Origin of the sequence: Halomonas sp. AOP22-C1-8 (assembly GCF_052378905.1) — a bacterium.
Lineage (GTDB): Bacteria > Pseudomonadota > Gammaproteobacteria > Pseudomonadales > Halomonadaceae > Vreelandella > Vreelandella citrativorans.
The window spans coordinates 60,708-78,653 of sequence record NZ_JBQSYD010000021.1 but is presented as its reverse complement, the minus strand read 5'-3'; the positions used below and the strand labels follow the sequence as shown (position 1 = coordinate 78,653).

The window sequence follows — 17,946 nt, the reverse complement described above, 5'->3', positions numbered from 1 at the left end:
CTAGCGCATTTTCAATGTGCGAAGACGTCGCTTGTGAGCACTAAAAATAACGCTCATCAGAAATACTCGAATCTAAAAAATCACACGGCCTCACATTTGTTTAGGTTTTACGTGATAGGCCTCTTAACCAGCCATTATATTGACGAGAGACAAAGAAGATTACATGATTCACCAAGATACGGTGTATCTGCTTCTCATATCTTTCGATAAGTAATATAGTCATTTATCGTTAGCCATGCCGTCGGCTTCAGCAGCTTTTACTTATCCTTTTAAGACCTCTCCTTTTTTAAATCCATGGGAGTCGCATGAATCTCTTACGCCACTCTCTTGTAGCTCGTATTACTGCTTACCTCTTGGCCATCACGGGGATGACCGTTCTCAGCATCGGCTTCACCATGATGATTGCCCAAAATAGCCAAGGCGATGCAGCGGCGATTAATGTCGCGGGCTCATTACGCTTGAACAGCGCGCAGCTTTCTGAAGCCTTAGGCCCATTGACCCAAACGCAAAACGGGTCTCAACAAAACGTTAACCGACTGACTGATCAGCTTACCGGGAAACTGGAAGGCCCAGTACTCGCCGTTGGGTATCACTACACCCATGATGAGGTGCTTCAAGAGCAGCTTGCTGGGCTAAAAGCGCTGTGGCATAACACCTTAATCCCCCTGCTTGATGATGCTATTCACGGTAGTAGCAACGATATAGCACAAGCCAGAGTAGCGCTGAATAATCTTATTCATCATATTGACCAGTATGTCTCGACACTTGAAAGCAGCACTAAATCCAAGATGCATTTACTGGGTTCTCTGCAGCTGCTTTTTTTCCTTTTGATTGGTGTGCTGCTTTTCATTGCGCTCTACGATATTCGGCATAATCTGGTGACGCCGCTTCGCCAGCTTAGAGTTCTGAGCCGCGAAGCGGGCCATGGCAACTTTCAATATCGCTCTAATTTTTCCAGCCACGATGAGCTAGGCCAGCTTGGGCGCGCTTTTGATCAGATGGCAGCAAGGCTGGATACGCGTTACCAGGCGTTGGAAGCGCGTGTATCTCACAAGCAGGCAGAGCTTAAACGCCACAATCGCGCCCTCCAGATCATTCACAATGGAAGCCGTACGCTTTATGGGGGCGGCAATGACCTTTGCGCCAGCACGGCACCTATCTTACGCGAGCTTGAGGACCTACTGGATATCGGCCCTATCGTGCTTTCGCTGCGTAGCGAGCATGACGATACAGATATGGCAATTTTGGCAACCCACTCATCCGAGCGGCCTCTCTATTGTCGAGACTTAAACTGCCTTGCCTGCCTGGAGCCGCAACGAGGCAATGCAGTTGCTCGCAATGCCGAAGCGATCGTGCTGCCCGTTGCGGTTGGCGAGGAGATTCTTGGCTCCCTTACCGTGGGCTACTCTGCGCCCATCAACGCATCGAAGCAGCAGCTACTCAATACGCTTACCGACAACCTGGCCACGGCTATCTTTTTGCAGAAGCGTATTGAAGAAGAGCAACAACTTTCTCTTGTCAACGAGCGCACGATTATTACCCGTGAGCTTCACGATTCACTCGCGCAGTCGCTGTCTTATTTAAAAATGCAGGTAACACGCCTGGAGCGCATGCAGGAGAAACAGTTTTCTGCTGAGCAACAACGTGGCGTAACCAGCGATTTACGTGAAGGGCTGAATAGTGCCTATCGCCAGCTCCGTGAGCTATTAAGCACGTTCCGGCTTAGTTTGGATAAGCCAGGCCTTCAGCCCGCACTACAGCAAACCATCAAAGAGTTTAGCCAGCGGCTTGGGTTCCCGGTCGAGCTAACCTACCGCCTGCCGCCTCACTTACTTAGCGCAAGTGAAGAAATACACCTGCTGCAAATCACTCGTGAAGCACTCGCCAATACACATAAGCATGCCAAAGCTCACTGGGCACACGTTAGCCTGGTATTTGATCAGGCAGCACTGCACTTGGCGATTGAAGATGACGGTATAGGACTACAGGATGATCAGTCCCCCCCCATGCACTACGGATTAGTGATCATGCGTGACCGAGCCAATAACATTAATGCCGACCTTCATTTCAATAATCGACCAGAAGGAGGCACAGGCGTTTATCTGTGCTTTACCCCGTTGACCGAACGTCTTATCAAGGAAGGAAGTACTTGAATATGGCTAGCGAAATTTACGACGAGCCCGCCACACTTATCGTAATTGATGATCATCCATTGCTACGACGAGGCGTACGTCAATTACTGGAAATGGAAGATGATCTGGCATTGGTATTTGAAACAGGAAGCCCCCGTGAAGGCATCCATCAAGCCATCACGCTTGATCCAGACATGGTGCTGCTGGATCTCAATATGCCCGAGATGGATGGCTTGGAAACACTTAAACATTTGCGCGAAGAAGGTTATGCAGGCCGCGTCATTATGTATACCGTGTCAGATCAGGAAGACGACGTTGTCGATGCGCTGCGTGGCGGGGCCGATGGCTACTTGTTAAAGGACATGGAGCCAGAGGATATGATTCATCAACTGCGCCAGGCTGCCAAAGGCCGCATGGCCATTAGCGAAAATTTAACAGCGCTACTTGCCCAAGCATTGCGCAACCAGCGTTCACTCCCTGCGAAACCGTCTATTAATGCGCTTACTCAGCGCGAAAAAGAGATTCTTGCCGAATTAGCCGCAGGCATGTCGAACAAGCTCATTGCTCGCAAGCTTGATATTACCGAAGGCACCGTCAAGGTACATGTTAAGCACCTGCTCAAAAAGCTAAGCCTGCGCTCCCGCGTTGAAGCGGCTGTTTGGGCCGTACAAGAAGGCCTCAATAAGTAGCTGAAAGCCTGCCATGAGTGGATACCCCTTAAAATCCAACTTCCACTTATTGCCATTTATTACACCACCTAGCGCACCATTAAAACTTTTAAAAACAGTACATTAGATACTCAGCATACATACCTCGTAAGAGGTACTTGAGAGTTCCCATCCATTGACCTGCCTCATTCCCCCTCTGCTTGCTAGCGCGTATCTTTCGTATAAGCAGTGCTATGCGGCACTTTTCTACAAGGGGGTACATGATGGCCAGAAAAAATGCTGACATTGAACGCTGGGATGTCGAAGACTCCGGCTTCTGGGAAAACGAAGGAAAGCACATTGCAAACCGCAATTTATGGATTTCTATTCCGAGCCTTCTGGTAGGCTTTGCGGTATGGATGATGTGGGGCATGATCGCCACCCAGATGCAAAACCTGGGCTTTCCTTTCACTACTGACCAGCTCTTTACCCTTACCGCTACTGCGGGGCTGGCGGGCGCAACATTACGTATCCCTGCGGCATTTATGCTTAGTTTAGCGGGGGGACGTAATACGGTTTTTCTCACCACAGCATTGCTGATCATACCCGCAGCAGGCACTGGGTTCGCGCTTATGAATCCGAACACGCCTTTCTGGATTTTTCAGGCACTGGCCCTGTTATCAGGTATTGGCGGAGGAAACTTTGCCTGTTCCATGAGTAATATTTCGAGCTTCTATCCCAAAAAACAGCAAGGCTACGCACTGGGAATGAACGCAGGGCTTGGCAATTTTGGTGTCACCACCATGCAAATCCTTGTTCCCCTGGTGATGACTGTCGGCCTTTTTGGTGTTCTTGCGGGCGGCCCCATGGAGCTTCAAAACACAAGCGGAACCTTGATTGGCCGCATTGAGGCGGGCACCCTTACCTGGATACAGAATGCGGCGTTTATCTGGGTGCTCTTTCTCATCCCTTTGGCCTTTGCTGGCTGGTTTGGTATGAATAACTTGCGCCCTATTAGCCCCGACCCAGGCACACCGCTACAGGCATTTGGCAAAATACTGGGGCTTTATGGTGTAGGTATTATTGCGACGTTCCTTGGCCTTGTGGCGCTGTCTTGGCTAAATATGTGGCTGGCTCTGCCCTGCACCGTCATTGTCACTCTGATCATGCTGCGCCTTATACCTGGCGAACAAATTAAACCTAATATCCAAAAGCAGTTTACGATTTTCCGTGATAAACACACGTGGGCAATGACGCTACTTTACATCGTCACCTTTGGCTCATTTATTGGCTTTTCAGCGGCTCTTCCCCTTTCAATCACGATTATATTCGGCAATATGGCCGAAATAGCTGCCGATGGAAGCATTAATCGAATCGCCAACCCGGATGCGCCCAGCGCGCTTACGTGGTCATGGATAGGCCCTTTTATAGGTGCGCTGGTACGCCCTATCGGTGGCTGGGTAGCCGATAAATTCGGTGGCTCACTGGTCACACAAATCATCACGGTGGTAATGGTCTTTGCATCAGCCGGGGCAGGTTACGTCATGATGCTGGCGTACAACGCCACCGATCCTAACCAATACTTCTGGTTATTCATGCTGCTGTTTATGGTGCTTTTCACCGCCAGCGGCATCGGCAACGGCTCTACATTTCGCAGTATTGGCTTTATTTTTGACGCGCAGAAAAAAGGTCCGGTACTGGGTTGGACAGCGGCTATTGCTGGTTACGGCTCGTTTATTGCTCCCGTTGTGCTGGGGGATCAAATTCGTGCAGGCTCGCCTGAAGTAGCCATGTATGGTTTTGCCGTTTTTTACCTGGTTTGCCTACTGATCAACTGGTGGTTCTACCTGCGCAAAAATGCCTATGTGCGTAATCCATAGTGATTTGATGCCAATTAAATTGAGGACCTGGATATCAATGCTATCTATCCTATTGACGCGAAAACTCAGGGGGCGCCATGGCTACCCATCGTTTTAAGCAGAATGCGGTACTCATTGCCAACACCTTTGCGTTCACCATGTGCTTTATGGTCTGGACCATGTTTGGTGAAATTGGCGTTCCTATTGCCGAGGAGTTAGCACTTAACGGAACGCAGTTTGGCATTTTAACGGCCATTCCCATTCTTACCGGTGCTCTCGCCCGCTTGCCCTTGGGCTCAATGACAGACCGTTACGGCGGGCGTCCGGTTTTCTTTATTGTGCTTTTGGTTATTGTGCCCGCTATCTGGCTGGTGCAGTTCGCCACCGCTTATTGGCAGTTATTAATACTAGGCGCTTTTATTGGCCTATCCGGGGGGGCTTTTTCGGTTGGTATCACTTATACGGCAAAGTGGTTTGAAAAAGATCGCCAAGGCTTGGCAATGGGGGTATTTGGAGCGGGCAATGCGGGTGCCGCGGTTACCAAATACATAGCCCCTACCGTTATCGTTATGCTTGGCTGGCAAGCGGTACCCAATCTGTATGCGATTATCATGCTCGCAACTGCCGCTTTCTTTTGGTTCTTCTCGTTTACTGACCCGAGCCATCGCAATACACAACGTAGCTCCTTGCGTGAGCAGCTCAACGTTATCAACGACCCAAAAGTCTGGAAGTATTGTCAATACTACTCGGTAGTGTTCGGCGGCTATGTCGGCGTCTCACTATGGCTTACCCGTTACTACATGAATGAATATGGCTTTGGCATTCAATTAGCTGCCGTGATTGCCACTATTTTCGTGTTGCCTTCCGGCATTATTCGCGCATTCGGCGGTTGGTTATCGGATCGTTTCGGCGCCCACACTGTAACCTGGACATGCTTATGGGCGAGTTTAATTGCGCTCTTTATCATGTCCTATCCAGAGACCTACTATAGCGTTCAAGGCGCTGCCAATGGGGCTCGCGTGGAGTTTGGGTTTGGCATTCCCGTGTGGCTTTTCACTACCGCGCTATTTGTAGTGGGCATTGCGTGGGGAATTGGTAAAGCCTCCGTCTTTAAGTATCTTGCCAATGACTACCAGGAAAACCTTGGTTTGGTGTCCGGCATTGTCGGCCTTGCAGGCGGCCTGGGAGGTTTTCTACTGCCTATCATGTTTGGCGCCCTCGTCGACCTGACAGGCATCGCCACCACCGTATGGATGCTGTGCTTCGCGGTAACACTTATTTCGATTATCTGGATGTGGTGGACAGAAAGACGTGTAAAAACGTTTACAAAAGAGACGGAAGATTAAGCAAATCATATTTCCCCCTCTTCTGAAAGCCGTTGCTTACCGTTTGAAGTAGCGGTCTTTAGTAATTTGCCATGATGGAGTGTTGTCTACCACAGTGATCAGCGAGAATTATATGCTGCTTATCTGCCGGTTCTTGGCGTGGTTTCAGCCACTCACTGCATCGCCAACCTGGTCCTTGGCTTGGGTCAGGTTGTTTTTGATTATCTTGATGGCACTTCCAACACTTAAAAGGAGTATACCATGGCGCGTTTTGACAACAGAATTGGTCTTATTACTGGGTCTGCCAGCGGCATCGGCAAGGAAATTGCCATTCGTTTTGCTGCCGAGGGTGGTACTCCTATCATCGCTGATCTCAACCTGGATGCCGCCAAGGCCACTGCCGAAGAGATCAAGGCCTCGGGCGCCGATGCGTTTGCGGTGGCAATGAACGTCACCGACGAAGCGCAAGTCGAAAAGGCGGTCAATGAGGTCATTGCCAAGTACGGCAAGATTGACGTCCTGGTCAGTAACGCAGGTATCCAGACCGTGCATCCGCTGGTCGACTTTCCGTTTGAGGACTGGAAAAAGCTGCTGTCCATTCATCTTGACGGCGCATTCCTTACTACGCGAGCCTGTTTAAAGCACATGTACGCCGCCAATTATGGCCGTGTAATTTATATGGGCTCGGTCCACTCCAAAGAGGCCTCTAAGCTCAAGGCGCCCTATGTCACCGCCAAGCATGGCCTGATCGGCCTTAGCAAGGTGCTGGCCAAGGAAGGAGCAGAGTACAACGTGACGTCCAACGTGGTATGTCCAGGTTTTGTGCGCACACCCTTGGTAGACAAACAGATCCCTGAGCAAGCAAAAGAGCTGGGTATCACTGAAGAGGAAGTGATCAAGAACGTCATGCTTAAAGACACCGTGGATGGGCAATTCACTACCACTGACGATGTGGCCGATGCCGTACTGTTCTTTGCGGGCGCCGAGAGCAATGTGATGACCGGTCAGTCGTTGGTAGTAAGCCACGGCTGGTTTATGCAGTAACTGCTAGTCTGCTGAAAGCGGCTTGGTGGCTGAGGCCAGGTGGGTAAGAGAGTAAAAAGCTGTGCCAATCATGCTACAAGAATGCGCCAAAGCCACCGCGCTTGCACATTCTGGACACAATGAAAGACCGGTGCATTCTATAGAGGAGGTATTGGGACAAAAATGCAGAGCTTAGAATCGAAAAAAGCCTCTGAAGAATCAGGGGCTTTTCGAGATAAGTGGCGGAGGGACAGGGATTCGAACCCTGGATAGGCTATTAACCTATGCCGGTTTTCAAGACCAGACTACAAACGCCTTTTTTCTATTTAATATCAGCTAGTTAATTGCCATTAGTATAACGATTAACCGTTATACTAATGGTTTTTCTCCTGATTACCCACCTCCTTCCCCCTTCAAGCAGTTACCCGTTTCTCTGAATTCTCCCTCTCATTATAGTTGCACAAAGTGCGTCAGTGACGCACAATTACACCATGTACACTATCGCTGAAACCGACATCTTCAAGACAAGTGCTAATTCACTATTACGTGAAGACGAACGAATTGCATTCTTTGAGTGGCTAGCCAAAAACCCTGAGGCTGGTGACGTTATCCCAGGTTCGGGCGGATGTCGTAAAGTCCGCTGGAAGCTTCACGGAAAAGGCAAAAGCGGCGGTGTACGTGTTATCTATTACAACTGCTTACCGGATGGAAAGATTTGGCTTCTGGTGATCTATGCCAAATCAGTGCGTGGGAATATCCCCTCTCATATCCTCAAGCAGATTAAAGAGGAGATTGAAGATGCATAGTAATGACTTTATGACTGGTGAAGAGCTTGGTAATACACTCCTGGCCTCCATACGCCAAATGAAGCAAGGCAAGCCCGCTCGCGAAACTCAAGTAGAAGTACCCAAAGCCGCAGAAATTCGCCATCGCATGGGCTTATCGCAGGGGGAGTTCGCCAAACTATTGGACGTGAGCCCCGGCACCCTTCGTGGTTGGGAACAAGGCCGTCGAGTCCCTACAGGTACTGCACGTACACTGCTTCGAGTAGCTGAGAAGCATCCTGAAGCGTTGACTGACCTTTCCTAGAAATTTCGTACTAGCCCCCGCCTGGGGGCTTGCGAAGTGGCAGTATCATTTGAGTTACCGAAACCATTTTTTCAGAGCCAGTGGCAGAATTCAGCTGCGATCAGCGTAAGTCATGCGGTCAGATGAGTTCGTGTGAAGAGGCGATGTTTCATCTTCTCCAGTGCGGAAACGGGCGTCTGGACGGCAATAATAACGGTGTGCCATGCCAATCGATATGCCGCTAATGCCTTGTTTATTGTGCAAGGCATACACACCTGAACCCAATGCTATACGGATAGTATGAAGGCTTTTACGCACGCAAAAAAAACGCCCCGGCTGGGACGTTTTATTTATCTTTTGCCTTCCTAGCTTGTGCCGCCCTTCCTGAGCGTGACTTCCGTTTCTCCAGTGGCTCTCCTGCCACCGACAACTTCAGCCTAGATGCCAGCTACCTTGTGCGCAAATTCTATCTAGACGATATAGGACTATGCTCATACTTTCGTTTAGTGCTGTCATGCCACTAAGCGAACACTTAGCTGTGCATTCAATTCAGCATTCACCGCATAGGCCGCCGCACCTATCCAGCATCGCGCCTCAAACATGGACTGCCCAATCATGGTTAAGGGCTTATCATCTGCATCCAGGTAACGAGATTGCACGCTGAGAACAGCAGCCTCAAGACCGCTGAGGCGAACCGACACATAATTATCAAGCAGCTCTGCAACATTTAACGAAATCGCTTCGTGTCCCAGCATAGACACCACATCTATTTGCAGTGCCTCACTAGCAGTTAATACCGAGGCTTTTAGGTTGATAGCTTCCCGCAGTAACTCCAGTTGCTGGATAGTGCCCATTAGGGCCCCATAGTGCATATCTTCTACATCCGCTGATAGTGACGTGAGCAGGCTGATTGCGTTTCGCAGCAGGTCGTTAGCGTAGGTTAGGCGGTTCATGAATCACCCCCTAGGGCTGGCTCATGGCGCTCAATGATTCTACCAAGCTGACCGACCAACTTAGATACTTCGGTGCTGCCGCTGCTATCACGAAGCCTAACCATGCCAGAGAGCAACGCAAGGAGCTGCCACCGAGTATCCAAGTCAATGACAGGGTCACACTTGCCCATTACGTGCGAAAAGCAGTCGTCACTACCTCCCCATTCACTAATACAGCTAACACAGCGGTTGCGATAAGGAATATCCTTGTCTTCTTCATCCTTTACCAACTGCATGCCTGGCTCATGGCGGCCACACATATCGCATAATCCAAGCTTTGACCGAGCGTTAAAGTCGATGATGTTACTCATGCCGCTTCCTCCCGACCAAACAGCTCTTCCAGCTTAACGCCATAGCATGCTTGCCATGCCTCAGCAGGCCAAGCCACTACCTCGCCGTAACGGGGACACGGTACCTTGTTTGGGGTAATGCCCTTTTCCTTACACCAGTTCTTCAGAGGCCGAAAGCCCTGCTTGCCATACTTACAGCCCATAGCTTTTTCAACGGCGGTTACCGTGGCCTCAGTCGAATTTCGGCCTAGCTCCTGCTCTAGCTTATGCACTTTACGGGAGGCAGCGGACAGTTTTCCCATTACCGAAGCTTCGCGGCTGCTGCTGATTTGAGCCTTGGTGGCAATCGCTTGGTCGCGCTGAGCCACTGCTTTTTGCTCTGACTCTTTAGCGTCAGCCCAAGCCCGGGCGGCAATAACTGGATTGCTAAAATCAGGTAGTGATGAGATGGCTTCTTTAGCGCGCCGCTCACACTCAATGAAATACTGCCGGGCTTGCTTACCCTTCTCATTGCGCTCGACCATGGATAGCTCTTTAGCCATGTCGAGAGAGATGTGATACTCGACCCTTCCTTGCTGTCCAAAGTTATCAGCATAAGTGATTGATTGTAGGGCTTCATTTTTTTGTGAGCCCATCTTAAAGCCTTTCCCGGGCTCCATTTCGTGCGCCACAAAGTCTTGTCCGTCGACAAAACCGTACTGCTTGATACGGCTTTGAATCCAGGTGGTGAACTTAGCTTTAACCTCAAGAAATTCGTGTAGATCCCGCGCATTTACGGTGTTAATGGCTTCGCCGCCGATGGTGGCAGCTTCAATGGCGATAATGATGGCATTAGTGCTATTATTCATGGCGCAGTTTCCTTCTTTGATGGGTTGGTTCTGTGTATCCGAAGCCCTAGGTGTTCCCGCACCTGGGGCTTCTTTTGTTTCAGGCTGCTGTTTTTTCTTCATCATGGCGCTTTGCTTCACGGATAAGGTTGTTGACCAGCCACGTGCGGCTAAGGCGAGTTTCTTTGGCTTTAGCGTCGAGCCAAGCTTTTAGCTCTGGATCGATTCGAAGGTTGAATTGCGGGTTAGCGTTAGCCATAAATACTCCTTACAGCAGGTAGCACCATGCTACCAACAACCCCAAGGTAGCACGCTGCTACCTTGACCGCAATAGCAGCGTGCTACATATTTAGCGCATGAGAAAAGATGACCCCCAGATAAACCTGCGAATACCACCTGACCTTAAGGAGCGTATACAGCAGGCGGCCAAAAAAAATCGCCGCACCCAGACAGCGGAGATCGTCGCTCGCCTACAGGAAAGCTTCGAGCTGTCTTTAAGTAGCCCGGATAAAGTCGAGGATGAGCTTGAGAAAGTGGTAGGGGAGTTCGGAAAGATGCTTGAAGACCTGAAAAATAACTTCGACATCAAGCGGAAAGACGATAAGTAGCCTAAACCTTTACCGCTTTTCGCTATCTAAGATGTAGCAAAATGCGCTATGTTGTTAGGAGGCTACGAGGTAACAAAATTATGAGTCTCAAAATTAAGAATTTCGCGGGTCACTTTGCTCGTGTAGTAAGCGTCTCCGCTGCACAAAGAGGCAACATAAAGCCTGTCCGTCGTTTCGAGGCAGTCATAAGTTCGCCAAAGGATGACAAACAAGCTATGAGCGACGATTTTATGCGCGTTGGCACGGACATGAAGAAGGCAATGGAACGGCATGGCAGACACCTCCAGCTCACCGAGTGAAGTAGAACACGCCCCTTCGTCTTCCCCCGAACAAATGGGTCTAATAGCTCAACAGATGAGCTATTCAGGCCCCCTTCCTCCCTCCTCAGAAATGAGGAAGTATGAAGAAATAGCTCCCGGTTCTGCCGAACGTATCCTGGCAATGGCTGAGAAAGAGCAAGAACATCGCCATTCGAGCGAAGTGAAAGAAAACCAAGTAAACGAAAGAATCGCCGATTCTGATGTTCGCGCGCAAGATGCGAGTATCGGCGAAATCCAGCGTGGACAATGGATGGCTTTTGGACTTGGGGTGGCCTTTCTAAGTATCACTGCTCTATTAGGGTTAAAAGGCCATGAGCTTGCAGCATCAGCGTTAGGTCTTGGTGGCGTTGCAGCGGTAGCCACTGTATTTATTAAGGTGCGCAGCAAGCAATAGCAGGCCCTCGCAATTGCCTAAACTCATGCCTGCTTGCCCTGAATGCACGCCACAGATAAGCAGCAAGAAAATAATTTCAAAGGCGAGGTATATTATGAATGAATTTTTACTTGCTGGAATGCTACTAAGTCTTGCCGTTGTGTCAGGTGGAATGATCTGGAGTCAGCACCGTGAGCACCACGGCAAAGAGTCGCTGACTGATAGTGCTGTATCCTGGATCAGTAAGCGTATTGCTTAAGTAAGCAACATGATAAACACTAAGCCACCGAGTACGGTGGCTTAGTGTTTTTAGCAAATGCTAAAGACCCATCTCTTATTATTGCGTTGCGCAAGCCAGTCGTGAAAAGCTTTCTGCTCGTTTATTTCTCTAAAATTTGGCACTCGCTGTTCAAGCCCCCCCCAGAACGCATCTTCTTTTATTACTTTCTGGCTTTGCGTTGAGGCGTGTGCTCTATCTCTTCGCTTGGACTCGCTGGCTGTCATCAAAGACCAGCCGTTCCCTCTCATGCAGTCTTCAAAAATTCGCTGATTAGACTGCGCAGCATTAGCAGCAGACATGGCATTCCAGCCTTGCTGAAAGCCAGAGCTTAAACTGCCATATCCCGTTTGCTGAGGAGTGACTATTTGATGGTTAGCAGGCCCTGCCATTGCAGCACAGCTTGCCCTATCCTTATAAAACTCCTGACTGGAAGCGCCTGTTTTATGCCAGCCCACATTTTGTGATCCGCCCGTAGAGTTTGCACACCCAATTAATAGCAACATGGCTGCCCCAGCAGCTGTAATTCTAACTACCATCATAATTCCCTTAATTAGATTGAGCCCAAACTCAAATGTATAAGCCTTAATGCCCGCGCGTCCACACCATAAAGGAAAGGCCTAAAATGCTATCACCCGAAACTGCCGACATTCTCGCCGTCATACTAGGTTTTGGCCTCTTCGGCCTGATCGTGATGACCACAGTCAGTTACCACTGGAAGACCCTGCGTGGTTGGCTGATCATTAGCTACGTGTTTATTCCCGGTTTTGTACTGGTGGCGGCGGTGCTGATTAACTACCCGCCGCTACTCTTTGGGGCCCTGTTCTTCTTGGGCGTTGCCGCTACAGGTGGTAAGCGCCGCCGTTAATCAGCCAGCCCGACGCGCTTGTTCCACTCTCTCGCCTAACGCTTTCTGGATTTGATTGCGAATCGCTCTATAGCGGTCGATACGTTGGCGCTTTTCTTCGGCGCTTAACGCTGAGCGCTGCGTTTCCTCAATCTGCTGGCCAATGGTACGAAGCCGTGTTTGGGCGCTGTTCAACGCTGGCCTTAAGCGCAGCAGGTCGCCCTTATTGCGTGCCAGCGCCTGAGCTTCTTCCAACCTACCCATTTCCCTTAGCTCTCGCATGTCGGTATGCGCACGCTGCGCCTCCCGCAAGGCATCATAAAATACAGTTCCGTATTTGGTGTAGGTGTCCTCATTGCCCAGATTTCGGTAAAAACGCCGAACAGGTTGATATTCATACCAACGCTTCGCGGGAGTATCGTGGCCAGTCGCCGTATTCCAGGCGATATCAATGGCACCCGCTCCCCAGCTGCCTAGCTGTCCCAAATAGCCACCGATCAAGTGATCTACCTGTACAGGACTTAGCGCAAAAGGATTGTCGTCGGGGTCGCCAATACCACCAACCGTAGCATTAAGCCCATGGCTAAGGCCTGAAGCAAGCTTCGTCGTGGACTCCCTGCGCCGCAACTCTGGAGACATGCGATCCATTCCCATGCTTTCAATTGGGCGGCCTGTAAAGGCGTCACGGTTTGAATAAACATCAAGCATGGGCTGTACCGCTTGAGGAACTGGCGAGAAGGAAAAGGTCTGCGTCAGCATGTGTCCCAAGCGCTGCGCAAAGAGATCGCCAGTAGCCTCATCGTCTACAAATTGCTCTGTGATGCGCTCCGCTAGCGTGGTAATCGCCCCTACCTCAAACGGCTTGGGTATTTGGATATGAGTGTCCCCAAAGAAGAAATGGTAGTAGCTGTCCTTTTGCCAATCTTCCAGCTTCTTAAACTCCTCTTCTTCTCGGTTATTCAAGTAGAGCGCAACGGATGCCAATGACATTGCCCCCGCAACGGCCCAGAAGCGGGCGGCGGCCTGCTTATCGCTCACGCCCGGCTGACCATAGCCAAATGCTGCCGCCACCACGTTTGTGCCAGGCTTGATACCACTCCGATAAATCTTGTCCAACCCCTGAATCCGAGCATTCAAAAACGGCACAATATCCGTGAGGATGCGCATAGCAGGCCAAGCCCCGCGCGCACCAAAATCAATCAGGTCACGTGCCTGAAAATTGGCATAAAGCTCCCCGCGCTCTGCCGCGTTTTGCTCATAGATACGGGCACGGTTGATGTTTTCTGTAAAGTTATTGAACTCCGTCCACTTTTGCCAAGGGGCCATTAAGCGATTCATGCCTTGCTTCATGTCTTTTAGGCTATTGATGGTAAAGGTTTCACTACGCACCTTCGCCATCTGCGCCCGTATCTCATCAGGGCTGGAACCATATACATGCCCGAAGTGAAACGACCCACCTGCCGCCATCATTTTGGCTTTTATTTTGGCGTCGCGATACGCCATGCCACCTTTGATAACGTTACCGAAGGCGTTCTTGCTCACAGGGGATGTCGCCACCGCCTGCATAGAATCGCGCATCAGGTTGGCAACCTGAAACTGTGGCGTTGCCGTTACGCCAACGGTAAAGATACGTTTCATTTGCCGCATAAACTGCATCATGGTGCTATTCATGCCAGGGTCAGCGAGCGCTGTCAGTGCATTAAAAACGAGCGGGTCATCAACCTGATAATACGTTTTTTTACCATCACGCAGCACATAAGTGCTTGTCTGTGTGTCCCGGTTGCTTTCAGGTACCTGATGGGCAATACCCGCCTGCCGGGCATTATCAAGCGCTTGGGAAGCGGCCCTGTTCTTGAGCGAGGCTTCAAGCAAGTAATGAAAATTTAGCATCGTGTTTTCAAGCAGGTCGTTAAGGTTTTCTTTCCCCCCTTTAAGCTTTTTCATCTGCTTTTGTCGCGACAAACCAGCCGCGGGCATCGGTCCTGCCGGCGCTTTCTCATCACGCTGCACCCGGTAAAAAGGCACGTAAAATTCATCACGCCATAGCGTGCGTGCATCACTGCTTATTACCCCCGTCTCCTCTGCGATGGAGAGAACATCGTCACGATACTGCTGAAACTCCCGGAACACGCTGGCATAGGCACCTATACGGGAACGACCATCAGCCAATCGCCCCCGGTTCCAAGTGGTCATGGCCTCAATTTCATTTGGCTCGAAAAGGTTTTCCCGCCCCTGATCGGCCAATTGTTTTGATCGATTGCCTGCCACCCAGCCGAAGAAGCGCTCAATTTCAGCGGGGCTACCCAGCTCGCCCAACACCTCGCCAAGTCCGCGCGTATCTTCCCGCGTAGAAATAACGCGCTGATCTTCCATGTAGCGAAGCCGACCCGCTGTCATCATGGTATGCAGCGCCCCATTGGCCGCGCTCGACATACGAGCAAGCACCCAACTGCTGGCCGTTATATTTTCCTCGGCCATATCTTTACCGTGTACCTGCTCATCCAGCCGCTTAAGAGCCGCATATTGATCAACAGCACCTACCCTTACGCGCTCCCCGATACCATCCCAACGCTGCTTTAAATAGTCCTTAAGGCGGCGCGTAGTAGGTGGTCGTCCTATTTTTTCAGCAGCTGAGCGGTCAGCATCACTAAAGTCATCAAAGGCGTTGCGTAAACTGAACAGCGTATCGTCACCTTGCTGGCCATTATTTGGCGCAGAAGGCTCATGGGGTTCACCTTGGCTCTCTGTATCACGCTGCTGTTGCCGCAGGTAGTCGCGCGAACGCTCGGAAAGCTGCATAACATCAGCGTCGGTCCAGTTCATGTTAGGGAAATACCGACGTAACAGTTCGCGGATTTTTGCAACCGCACGGCGCAGCACATTAGGCTGCCACCCTTTCTCAGTAAGGTGTGCAACCATCTCTTCAGCGATCATCACCTGATGTTCAGGGTTGGACCGATCAAGGAATGGGTAGCTTTCCAACACCTCATTAAACGCTTCACGCCCGCGCGGATCTAATGGCAAAGAGTTATAGACCTGCCGCATAACAGTATCTAGCTCGTCGCCCAATACACCACGCACCCCCTTATGGCCTACTGCTTCATGTACCGCTGTACGAATGCCGTCCTCAACGCTGTCTACGTTATCCGCGACCACATAAAGCTCATCACCAACAAACATGCCACGCACGTCTGAAGGATTAACGCCACGAAGTGCCATGCCCATAAGAGCAGAAGGCGGAAGCTCGGCAGTACTCTGAACAACCCTGGTGCCCGCCATTTCCGGCATGTCACGAATAGAAGCTTCAATTTCAGAGCGAATGGGCGCCGCGTTAGGGGTGCGAGGCTCAGGGTTGAGGGAGTAGCCCTGCTGGCTGAATACGCGCTCAGCTTCAGCGCGATCTGCGGGTGCCTGCACTTGTGATTCAGGGGGTGAAATACTTGTATCTTGACCTTGAGTAGCGCCTGGCGAGCGCGGTACCTGAGACGTAGTCGCTTCGGTTTCAGTGGGCGCTAAAAATCCCCATCCGCCTTCTACCTCGACAGGCTGAGCATTCGGCGTATCGCGGAAACGTTTGGATAACTCAACAGCGCGACGGGTCTGGAACGGCTTGCTATCGGCTTTTAGTATGGGCGCTGTTTCGGCAGTAGGCGCGTTTACCTGCTGGCTTTCTATCGCTTCGCGTTGCGGTGAGGCGGCTTCAGGTGATGCTTGAAAGCGAGGATCAGCGAATGGCTGATCAAGCCCAGTGTTGGCATTGCCTGCAACGGGGCCATCACCATAGACAATGCCGCTATCAACAAGCTGTGGGTGCTGACCTGCCACCTGCGTGCGCAGGTGTTCAGCACCTTCACGCTGAGCGGCCATGCCTTCATCGCGGCGCACATGACGAGCTTGCGGCTCGTAATGCGTGGTGTCGGCAGTTGGTCCGCCCATGTTGATGACGTTAGGGTCAGGCGCCTCCAGGCCTAGCGCGTTGTCTTGGCCAAGTAGTCCTGAAACAGGTGGTTCATCATAAACTTCGCCCTCAATTGGACGCTCTCTTGTGCCAGTCCGGCTGAGGTTTTCTTGTAAACTACGCTCTATCTCTTGAGCCCTTCCAAGCTTGATTTCAGCAAGGTCAATCTCGTTATTCTCAAAATGACGTTCAGACTCATCAATTAAACGACGAACATTACGCAGCCGTGTCGTTGCCTCAAACGTCCCCTTGGCACGCCCAGCAATATCATCAACGCTCGACATTGCCATTTGGATACGGTTACCTAAATCGCTCGCCCGCTGATAGCTAGAATCGGCATCCTCATCTCCCGGGATCGCCTCGTCAATTCCCCCTTCAGCCCCCTCTTCCAAGGGGTCAGGCGCGCTGCTTTGCTCTGCTTGCTGATTCAGCTGGTCCAGTTCACGACGTGCATTACGTGACTCAACAGCACCTGATGGTGCCGATAGTCCCGCCCCTGCAACAGCCCCAACCCCCATACCATCAACGACTCCGCGCCAATCTATGTCTGGCGCGTTGGCCAGCAATGACTCCCCGTTTTCCTCTACCCAATAGCGCGCATGCTGCTCAACAATGGACTGCAGCCCTTCGGTAACGCCTTCTGTTGCGGCGCCCTGCATACCTCTTTGCTTTATATTGCCCAGCACACCACGTTCAGCAGCATCCTTCAGTACACGCTGCGTAATATCGTTACTGGCCTGGCTTCGCATGGCGGGCGACATTGTCCGCAGCAAGCCAGCAGGCAATACAGCGTCAAGCGTCCCTGCAATAACGCCATGAGCTAGCGCTACATCTGAATCACCCAGCTCACCGTATAAACTGCCGGTATACTCGCCAGCACCGCTCGCAACAGCCCCGCCTACTTGCCCAGCCTGGGTGGCTTGTGCTGCGCCGCGTGCTGATAAATTGCGGGTCAAGCCCTGCGCAACACCACGGGCAGCTATGCCGCCTGCGCCGCCAGTGCCCATGCTTAGCGCTACCGAAGGCAGCATGCTCCCCAGGCTATGGGCAATGTACTCGCCCCATCCCGGGTCTCGCTCCAAGTCATCGCGCTCAGAGAAAAAATCACTAAGCCCATACCCCAGATCATGCTCCGCCGCTTGGGCTGTTTCGCGGTCATAAAGTCCCATGCCCGCATCATAAAGCGCATCGCTTTCCAGCTTTTCGCCCGCCAGCGCGGTTAAACCACCTGCTGAGGCTTTCAGCCCATGCCAGCCTTGCTGAAGGCCATCGGTGAAGCCTCGGCGCTCATCATCCTGCACGGGTTCGCTAGCAACAGCAGGCGTCGCCTTGCGTTGTCGAATAAACTGCCGCAAATCTTCGCGGTTAATATCGGTCATACGGCGAGCCTCCCGGCTGGC

18 protein-coding genes are annotated in these 17,946 nt (G+C 51.2%); 12 read left to right on the top strand and 6 right to left on the bottom strand.

The features are described from left to right. Positions 1–305 precede the first annotated feature (305 nt). From ACT3TY_RS12445 to ACT3TY_RS12410, 8 genes are all read left to right on the top strand, one after another. Complete coding sequence (locus ACT3TY_RS12445) at positions 306–2,153, top strand: HAMP domain-containing protein (RefSeq protein ID WP_444628452.1); 1,848 nt, start codon at positions 306–308, stop codon at positions 2,151–2,153. Positions 2,154–2,155: 2 nt separating this feature from the next. After that, positions 2,156–2,821 (top strand): two-component system response regulator NarL, encoded by a 666-nt coding sequence (narL, locus tag ACT3TY_RS12440; protein ID WP_172116672.1) that lies wholly within the window; start codon positions 2,156–2,158, stop codon positions 2,819–2,821. A gap of 242 nt (positions 2,822–3,063) precedes the next feature. Further along, the gene (locus ACT3TY_RS12435) at positions 3,064–4,659 is read left to right on the top strand and encodes an antiporter (protein ID WP_441679325.1); all 1,596 of its coding nucleotides are present in this window, start codon (positions 3,064–3,066) and stop codon (positions 4,657–4,659) included. Positions 4,660–4,736: 77 nt separating this feature from the next. Further along, positions 4,737–5,984 carry an MFS transporter gene (locus tag ACT3TY_RS12430; protein WP_193056422.1) on the top strand — a complete coding sequence of 416 codons (1,248 nt, stop codon included), beginning with the start codon at positions 4,737–4,739 and terminating at the stop codon, positions 5,982–5,984. Positions 5,985–6,224: 240 nt separating this feature from the next. After that, positions 6,225–7,007, top strand: coding sequence for a 3-hydroxybutyrate dehydrogenase (locus ACT3TY_RS12425; protein ID WP_193057179.1), 783 nt, complete (start codon positions 6,225–6,227; stop codon positions 7,005–7,007). A 452-nt stretch (positions 7,008–7,459) separates the two neighbouring features. Beyond that, the gene (locus ACT3TY_RS12420; RefSeq protein WP_444622744.1) at positions 7,460–7,792 is read left to right on the top strand and encodes a transcriptional regulator; all 333 of its coding nucleotides are present in this window, start codon (positions 7,460–7,462) and stop codon (positions 7,790–7,792) included. Then, complete coding sequence (locus ACT3TY_RS12415; RefSeq protein ID WP_444622745.1) at positions 7,785–8,075, top strand: helix-turn-helix domain-containing protein; 291 nt, start codon at positions 7,785–7,787, stop codon at positions 8,073–8,075. The genes ACT3TY_RS12420 and ACT3TY_RS12415 overlap by 8 nt, the downstream gene beginning before the upstream one ends. Positions 8,076–8,155: 80 nt before the next feature. Next, the gene (locus ACT3TY_RS12410; RefSeq protein ID WP_444622746.1) at positions 8,156–8,299 is read left to right on the top strand and encodes an excalibur calcium-binding domain-containing protein; all 144 of its coding nucleotides are present in this window, start codon (positions 8,156–8,158) and stop codon (positions 8,297–8,299) included. A 267-nt stretch (positions 8,300–8,566) separates the two neighbouring features. Here ACT3TY_RS12410 and ACT3TY_RS12405 read toward each other — a convergent pair whose 3' ends face one another. Genes ACT3TY_RS12405 through ACT3TY_RS12390 form a run of 4 tightly spaced genes read right to left on the bottom strand, consistent with a single transcriptional unit; the run spans position 8,567 to position 10,422 of the window. Then, the gene (locus tag ACT3TY_RS12405; protein WP_441680110.1) at positions 8,567–9,007 is read right to left on the bottom strand and encodes a hypothetical protein; all 441 of its coding nucleotides are present in this window, start codon (positions 9,005–9,007) and stop codon (positions 8,567–8,569) included. Beyond that, the gene (locus ACT3TY_RS12400) at positions 9,004–9,357 is read right to left on the bottom strand and encodes a hypothetical protein (RefSeq protein ID WP_441680112.1); all 354 of its coding nucleotides are present in this window, start codon (positions 9,355–9,357) and stop codon (positions 9,004–9,006) included. Before ACT3TY_RS12400 ends, ACT3TY_RS12405 begins: the two co-directional genes overlap by 4 nt. Further along, entirely contained in the window at positions 9,354–10,289 is a 936-nt protein-coding gene (locus ACT3TY_RS12395; protein ID WP_441680114.1) for an antA/AntB antirepressor family protein, read from the bottom strand. Before ACT3TY_RS12395 ends, ACT3TY_RS12400 begins: the two co-directional genes overlap by 4 nt. Further along, positions 10,264–10,422 (bottom strand): ribbon-helix-helix protein, CopG family, encoded by a 159-nt coding sequence (locus ACT3TY_RS12390; RefSeq protein ID WP_441680116.1) that lies wholly within the window; start codon positions 10,420–10,422, stop codon positions 10,264–10,266. Before ACT3TY_RS12390 ends, ACT3TY_RS12395 begins: the two co-directional genes overlap by 26 nt. Before the next feature lie 97 nt (positions 10,423–10,519). Between ACT3TY_RS12390 and ACT3TY_RS12385 the strand changes: the two genes are divergently transcribed. The 3 genes from ACT3TY_RS12385 to ACT3TY_RS12375 all read left to right on the top strand — a co-directional run bounded on the left by ACT3TY_RS12385 (position 10,520) and on the right by ACT3TY_RS12375 (position 11,723). Then, positions 10,520–10,771, top strand: coding sequence for an Arc family DNA-binding protein (locus ACT3TY_RS12385; protein WP_441680117.1), 252 nt, complete (start codon positions 10,520–10,522; stop codon positions 10,769–10,771). Between the two features lie 270 nt (positions 10,772–11,041). Then, positions 11,042–11,485, top strand: coding sequence for a DUF2335 domain-containing protein (locus ACT3TY_RS12380; RefSeq protein WP_441680118.1), 444 nt, complete (start codon positions 11,042–11,044; stop codon positions 11,483–11,485). A 94-nt stretch (positions 11,486–11,579) separates the two neighbouring features. Continuing rightward, positions 11,580–11,723 carry a hypothetical protein gene (locus tag ACT3TY_RS12375; protein ID WP_441680119.1) on the top strand — a complete coding sequence of 48 codons (144 nt, stop codon included), beginning with the start codon at positions 11,580–11,582 and terminating at the stop codon, positions 11,721–11,723. A 50-nt stretch (positions 11,724–11,773) separates the two neighbouring features. Here the strand turns inward: ACT3TY_RS12375 and ACT3TY_RS12370 are convergent, their stop codons facing one another. Further along, positions 11,774–12,280 carry a hypothetical protein gene (locus ACT3TY_RS12370; protein WP_441680120.1) on the bottom strand — a complete coding sequence of 169 codons (507 nt, stop codon included), beginning with the start codon at positions 12,278–12,280 and terminating at the stop codon, positions 11,774–11,776. 86 nt (positions 12,281–12,366) lie between these two features. Between ACT3TY_RS12370 and ACT3TY_RS12365 the strand changes: the two genes are divergently transcribed. Next, the gene (locus tag ACT3TY_RS12365; RefSeq protein ID WP_441680122.1) at positions 12,367–12,609 is read left to right on the top strand and encodes a hypothetical protein; all 243 of its coding nucleotides are present in this window, start codon (positions 12,367–12,369) and stop codon (positions 12,607–12,609) included. On the opposite strand, the gene ACT3TY_RS12360 is transcribed toward ACT3TY_RS12365, so the two are convergent. After that, complete coding sequence (locus tag ACT3TY_RS12360; RefSeq protein WP_441680124.1) at positions 12,610–17,925, bottom strand: LPD38 domain-containing protein; 5,316 nt, start codon at positions 17,923–17,925, stop codon at positions 12,610–12,612. It abuts the gene before it with no gap. Positions 17,926–17,946 lie beyond the last annotated feature (21 nt).

Bases quoted from the DNA above. Each gene is read 5' to 3' on its own strand.
- ACT3TY_RS12390 (WP_441680116.1), bottom strand. From the start codon at position 10,422: ATGGCTAACGCTAACCCGCAATTCAACCTTCGAATCGATCCAGAGCTA.
- ACT3TY_RS12395 (WP_441680114.1), bottom strand. From the start codon at position 10,289: ATGATGAAGAAAAAACAGCAGCCTGAAACAAAAGAAGCCCCAGGTGCG.
- ACT3TY_RS12360 (WP_441680124.1), bottom strand. From the start codon at position 17,925: ATGACCGATATTAACCGCGAAGATTTGCGGCAGTTTATTCGACAACGC.
- ACT3TY_RS12380 (WP_441680118.1), top strand. From the start codon at position 11,042: ATGGCAGACACCTCCAGCTCACCGAGTGAAGTAGAACACGCCCCTTCG.
- narL (WP_172116672.1), top strand. From the start codon at position 2,156: ATGGCTAGCGAAATTTACGACGAGCCCGCCACACTTATCGTAATTGAT.
- ACT3TY_RS12365 (WP_441680122.1), top strand. From the start codon at position 12,367: ATGCTATCACCCGAAACTGCCGACATTCTCGCCGTCATACTAGGTTTT.
- ACT3TY_RS12425 (WP_193057179.1), top strand. From the start codon at position 6,225: ATGGCGCGTTTTGACAACAGAATTGGTCTTATTACTGGGTCTGCCAGC.
- ACT3TY_RS12430 (WP_193056422.1), top strand. From the start codon at position 4,737: ATGGCTACCCATCGTTTTAAGCAGAATGCGGTACTCATTGCCAACACC.
- ACT3TY_RS12385 (WP_441680117.1), top strand. From the start codon at position 10,520: ATGAGAAAAGATGACCCCCAGATAAACCTGCGAATACCACCTGACCTT.
- ACT3TY_RS12415 (WP_444622745.1), top strand. From the start codon at position 7,785: ATGCATAGTAATGACTTTATGACTGGTGAAGAGCTTGGTAATACACTC.
- ACT3TY_RS12370 (WP_441680120.1), bottom strand. From the start codon at position 12,280: ATGGTAGTTAGAATTACAGCTGCTGGGGCAGCCATGTTGCTATTAATT.
- ACT3TY_RS12400 (WP_441680112.1), bottom strand. From the start codon at position 9,357: ATGAGTAACATCATCGACTTTAACGCTCGGTCAAAGCTTGGATTATGC.
- ACT3TY_RS12375 (WP_441680119.1), top strand. From the start codon at position 11,580: ATGAATGAATTTTTACTTGCTGGAATGCTACTAAGTCTTGCCGTTGTG.
- ACT3TY_RS12445 (WP_444628452.1), top strand. From the start codon at position 306: ATGAATCTCTTACGCCACTCTCTTGTAGCTCGTATTACTGCTTACCTC.
- ACT3TY_RS12405 (WP_441680110.1), bottom strand. From the start codon at position 9,007: ATGAACCGCCTAACCTACGCTAACGACCTGCTGCGAAACGCAATCAGC.
- ACT3TY_RS12435 (WP_441679325.1), top strand. From the start codon at position 3,064: ATGGCCAGAAAAAATGCTGACATTGAACGCTGGGATGTCGAAGACTCC.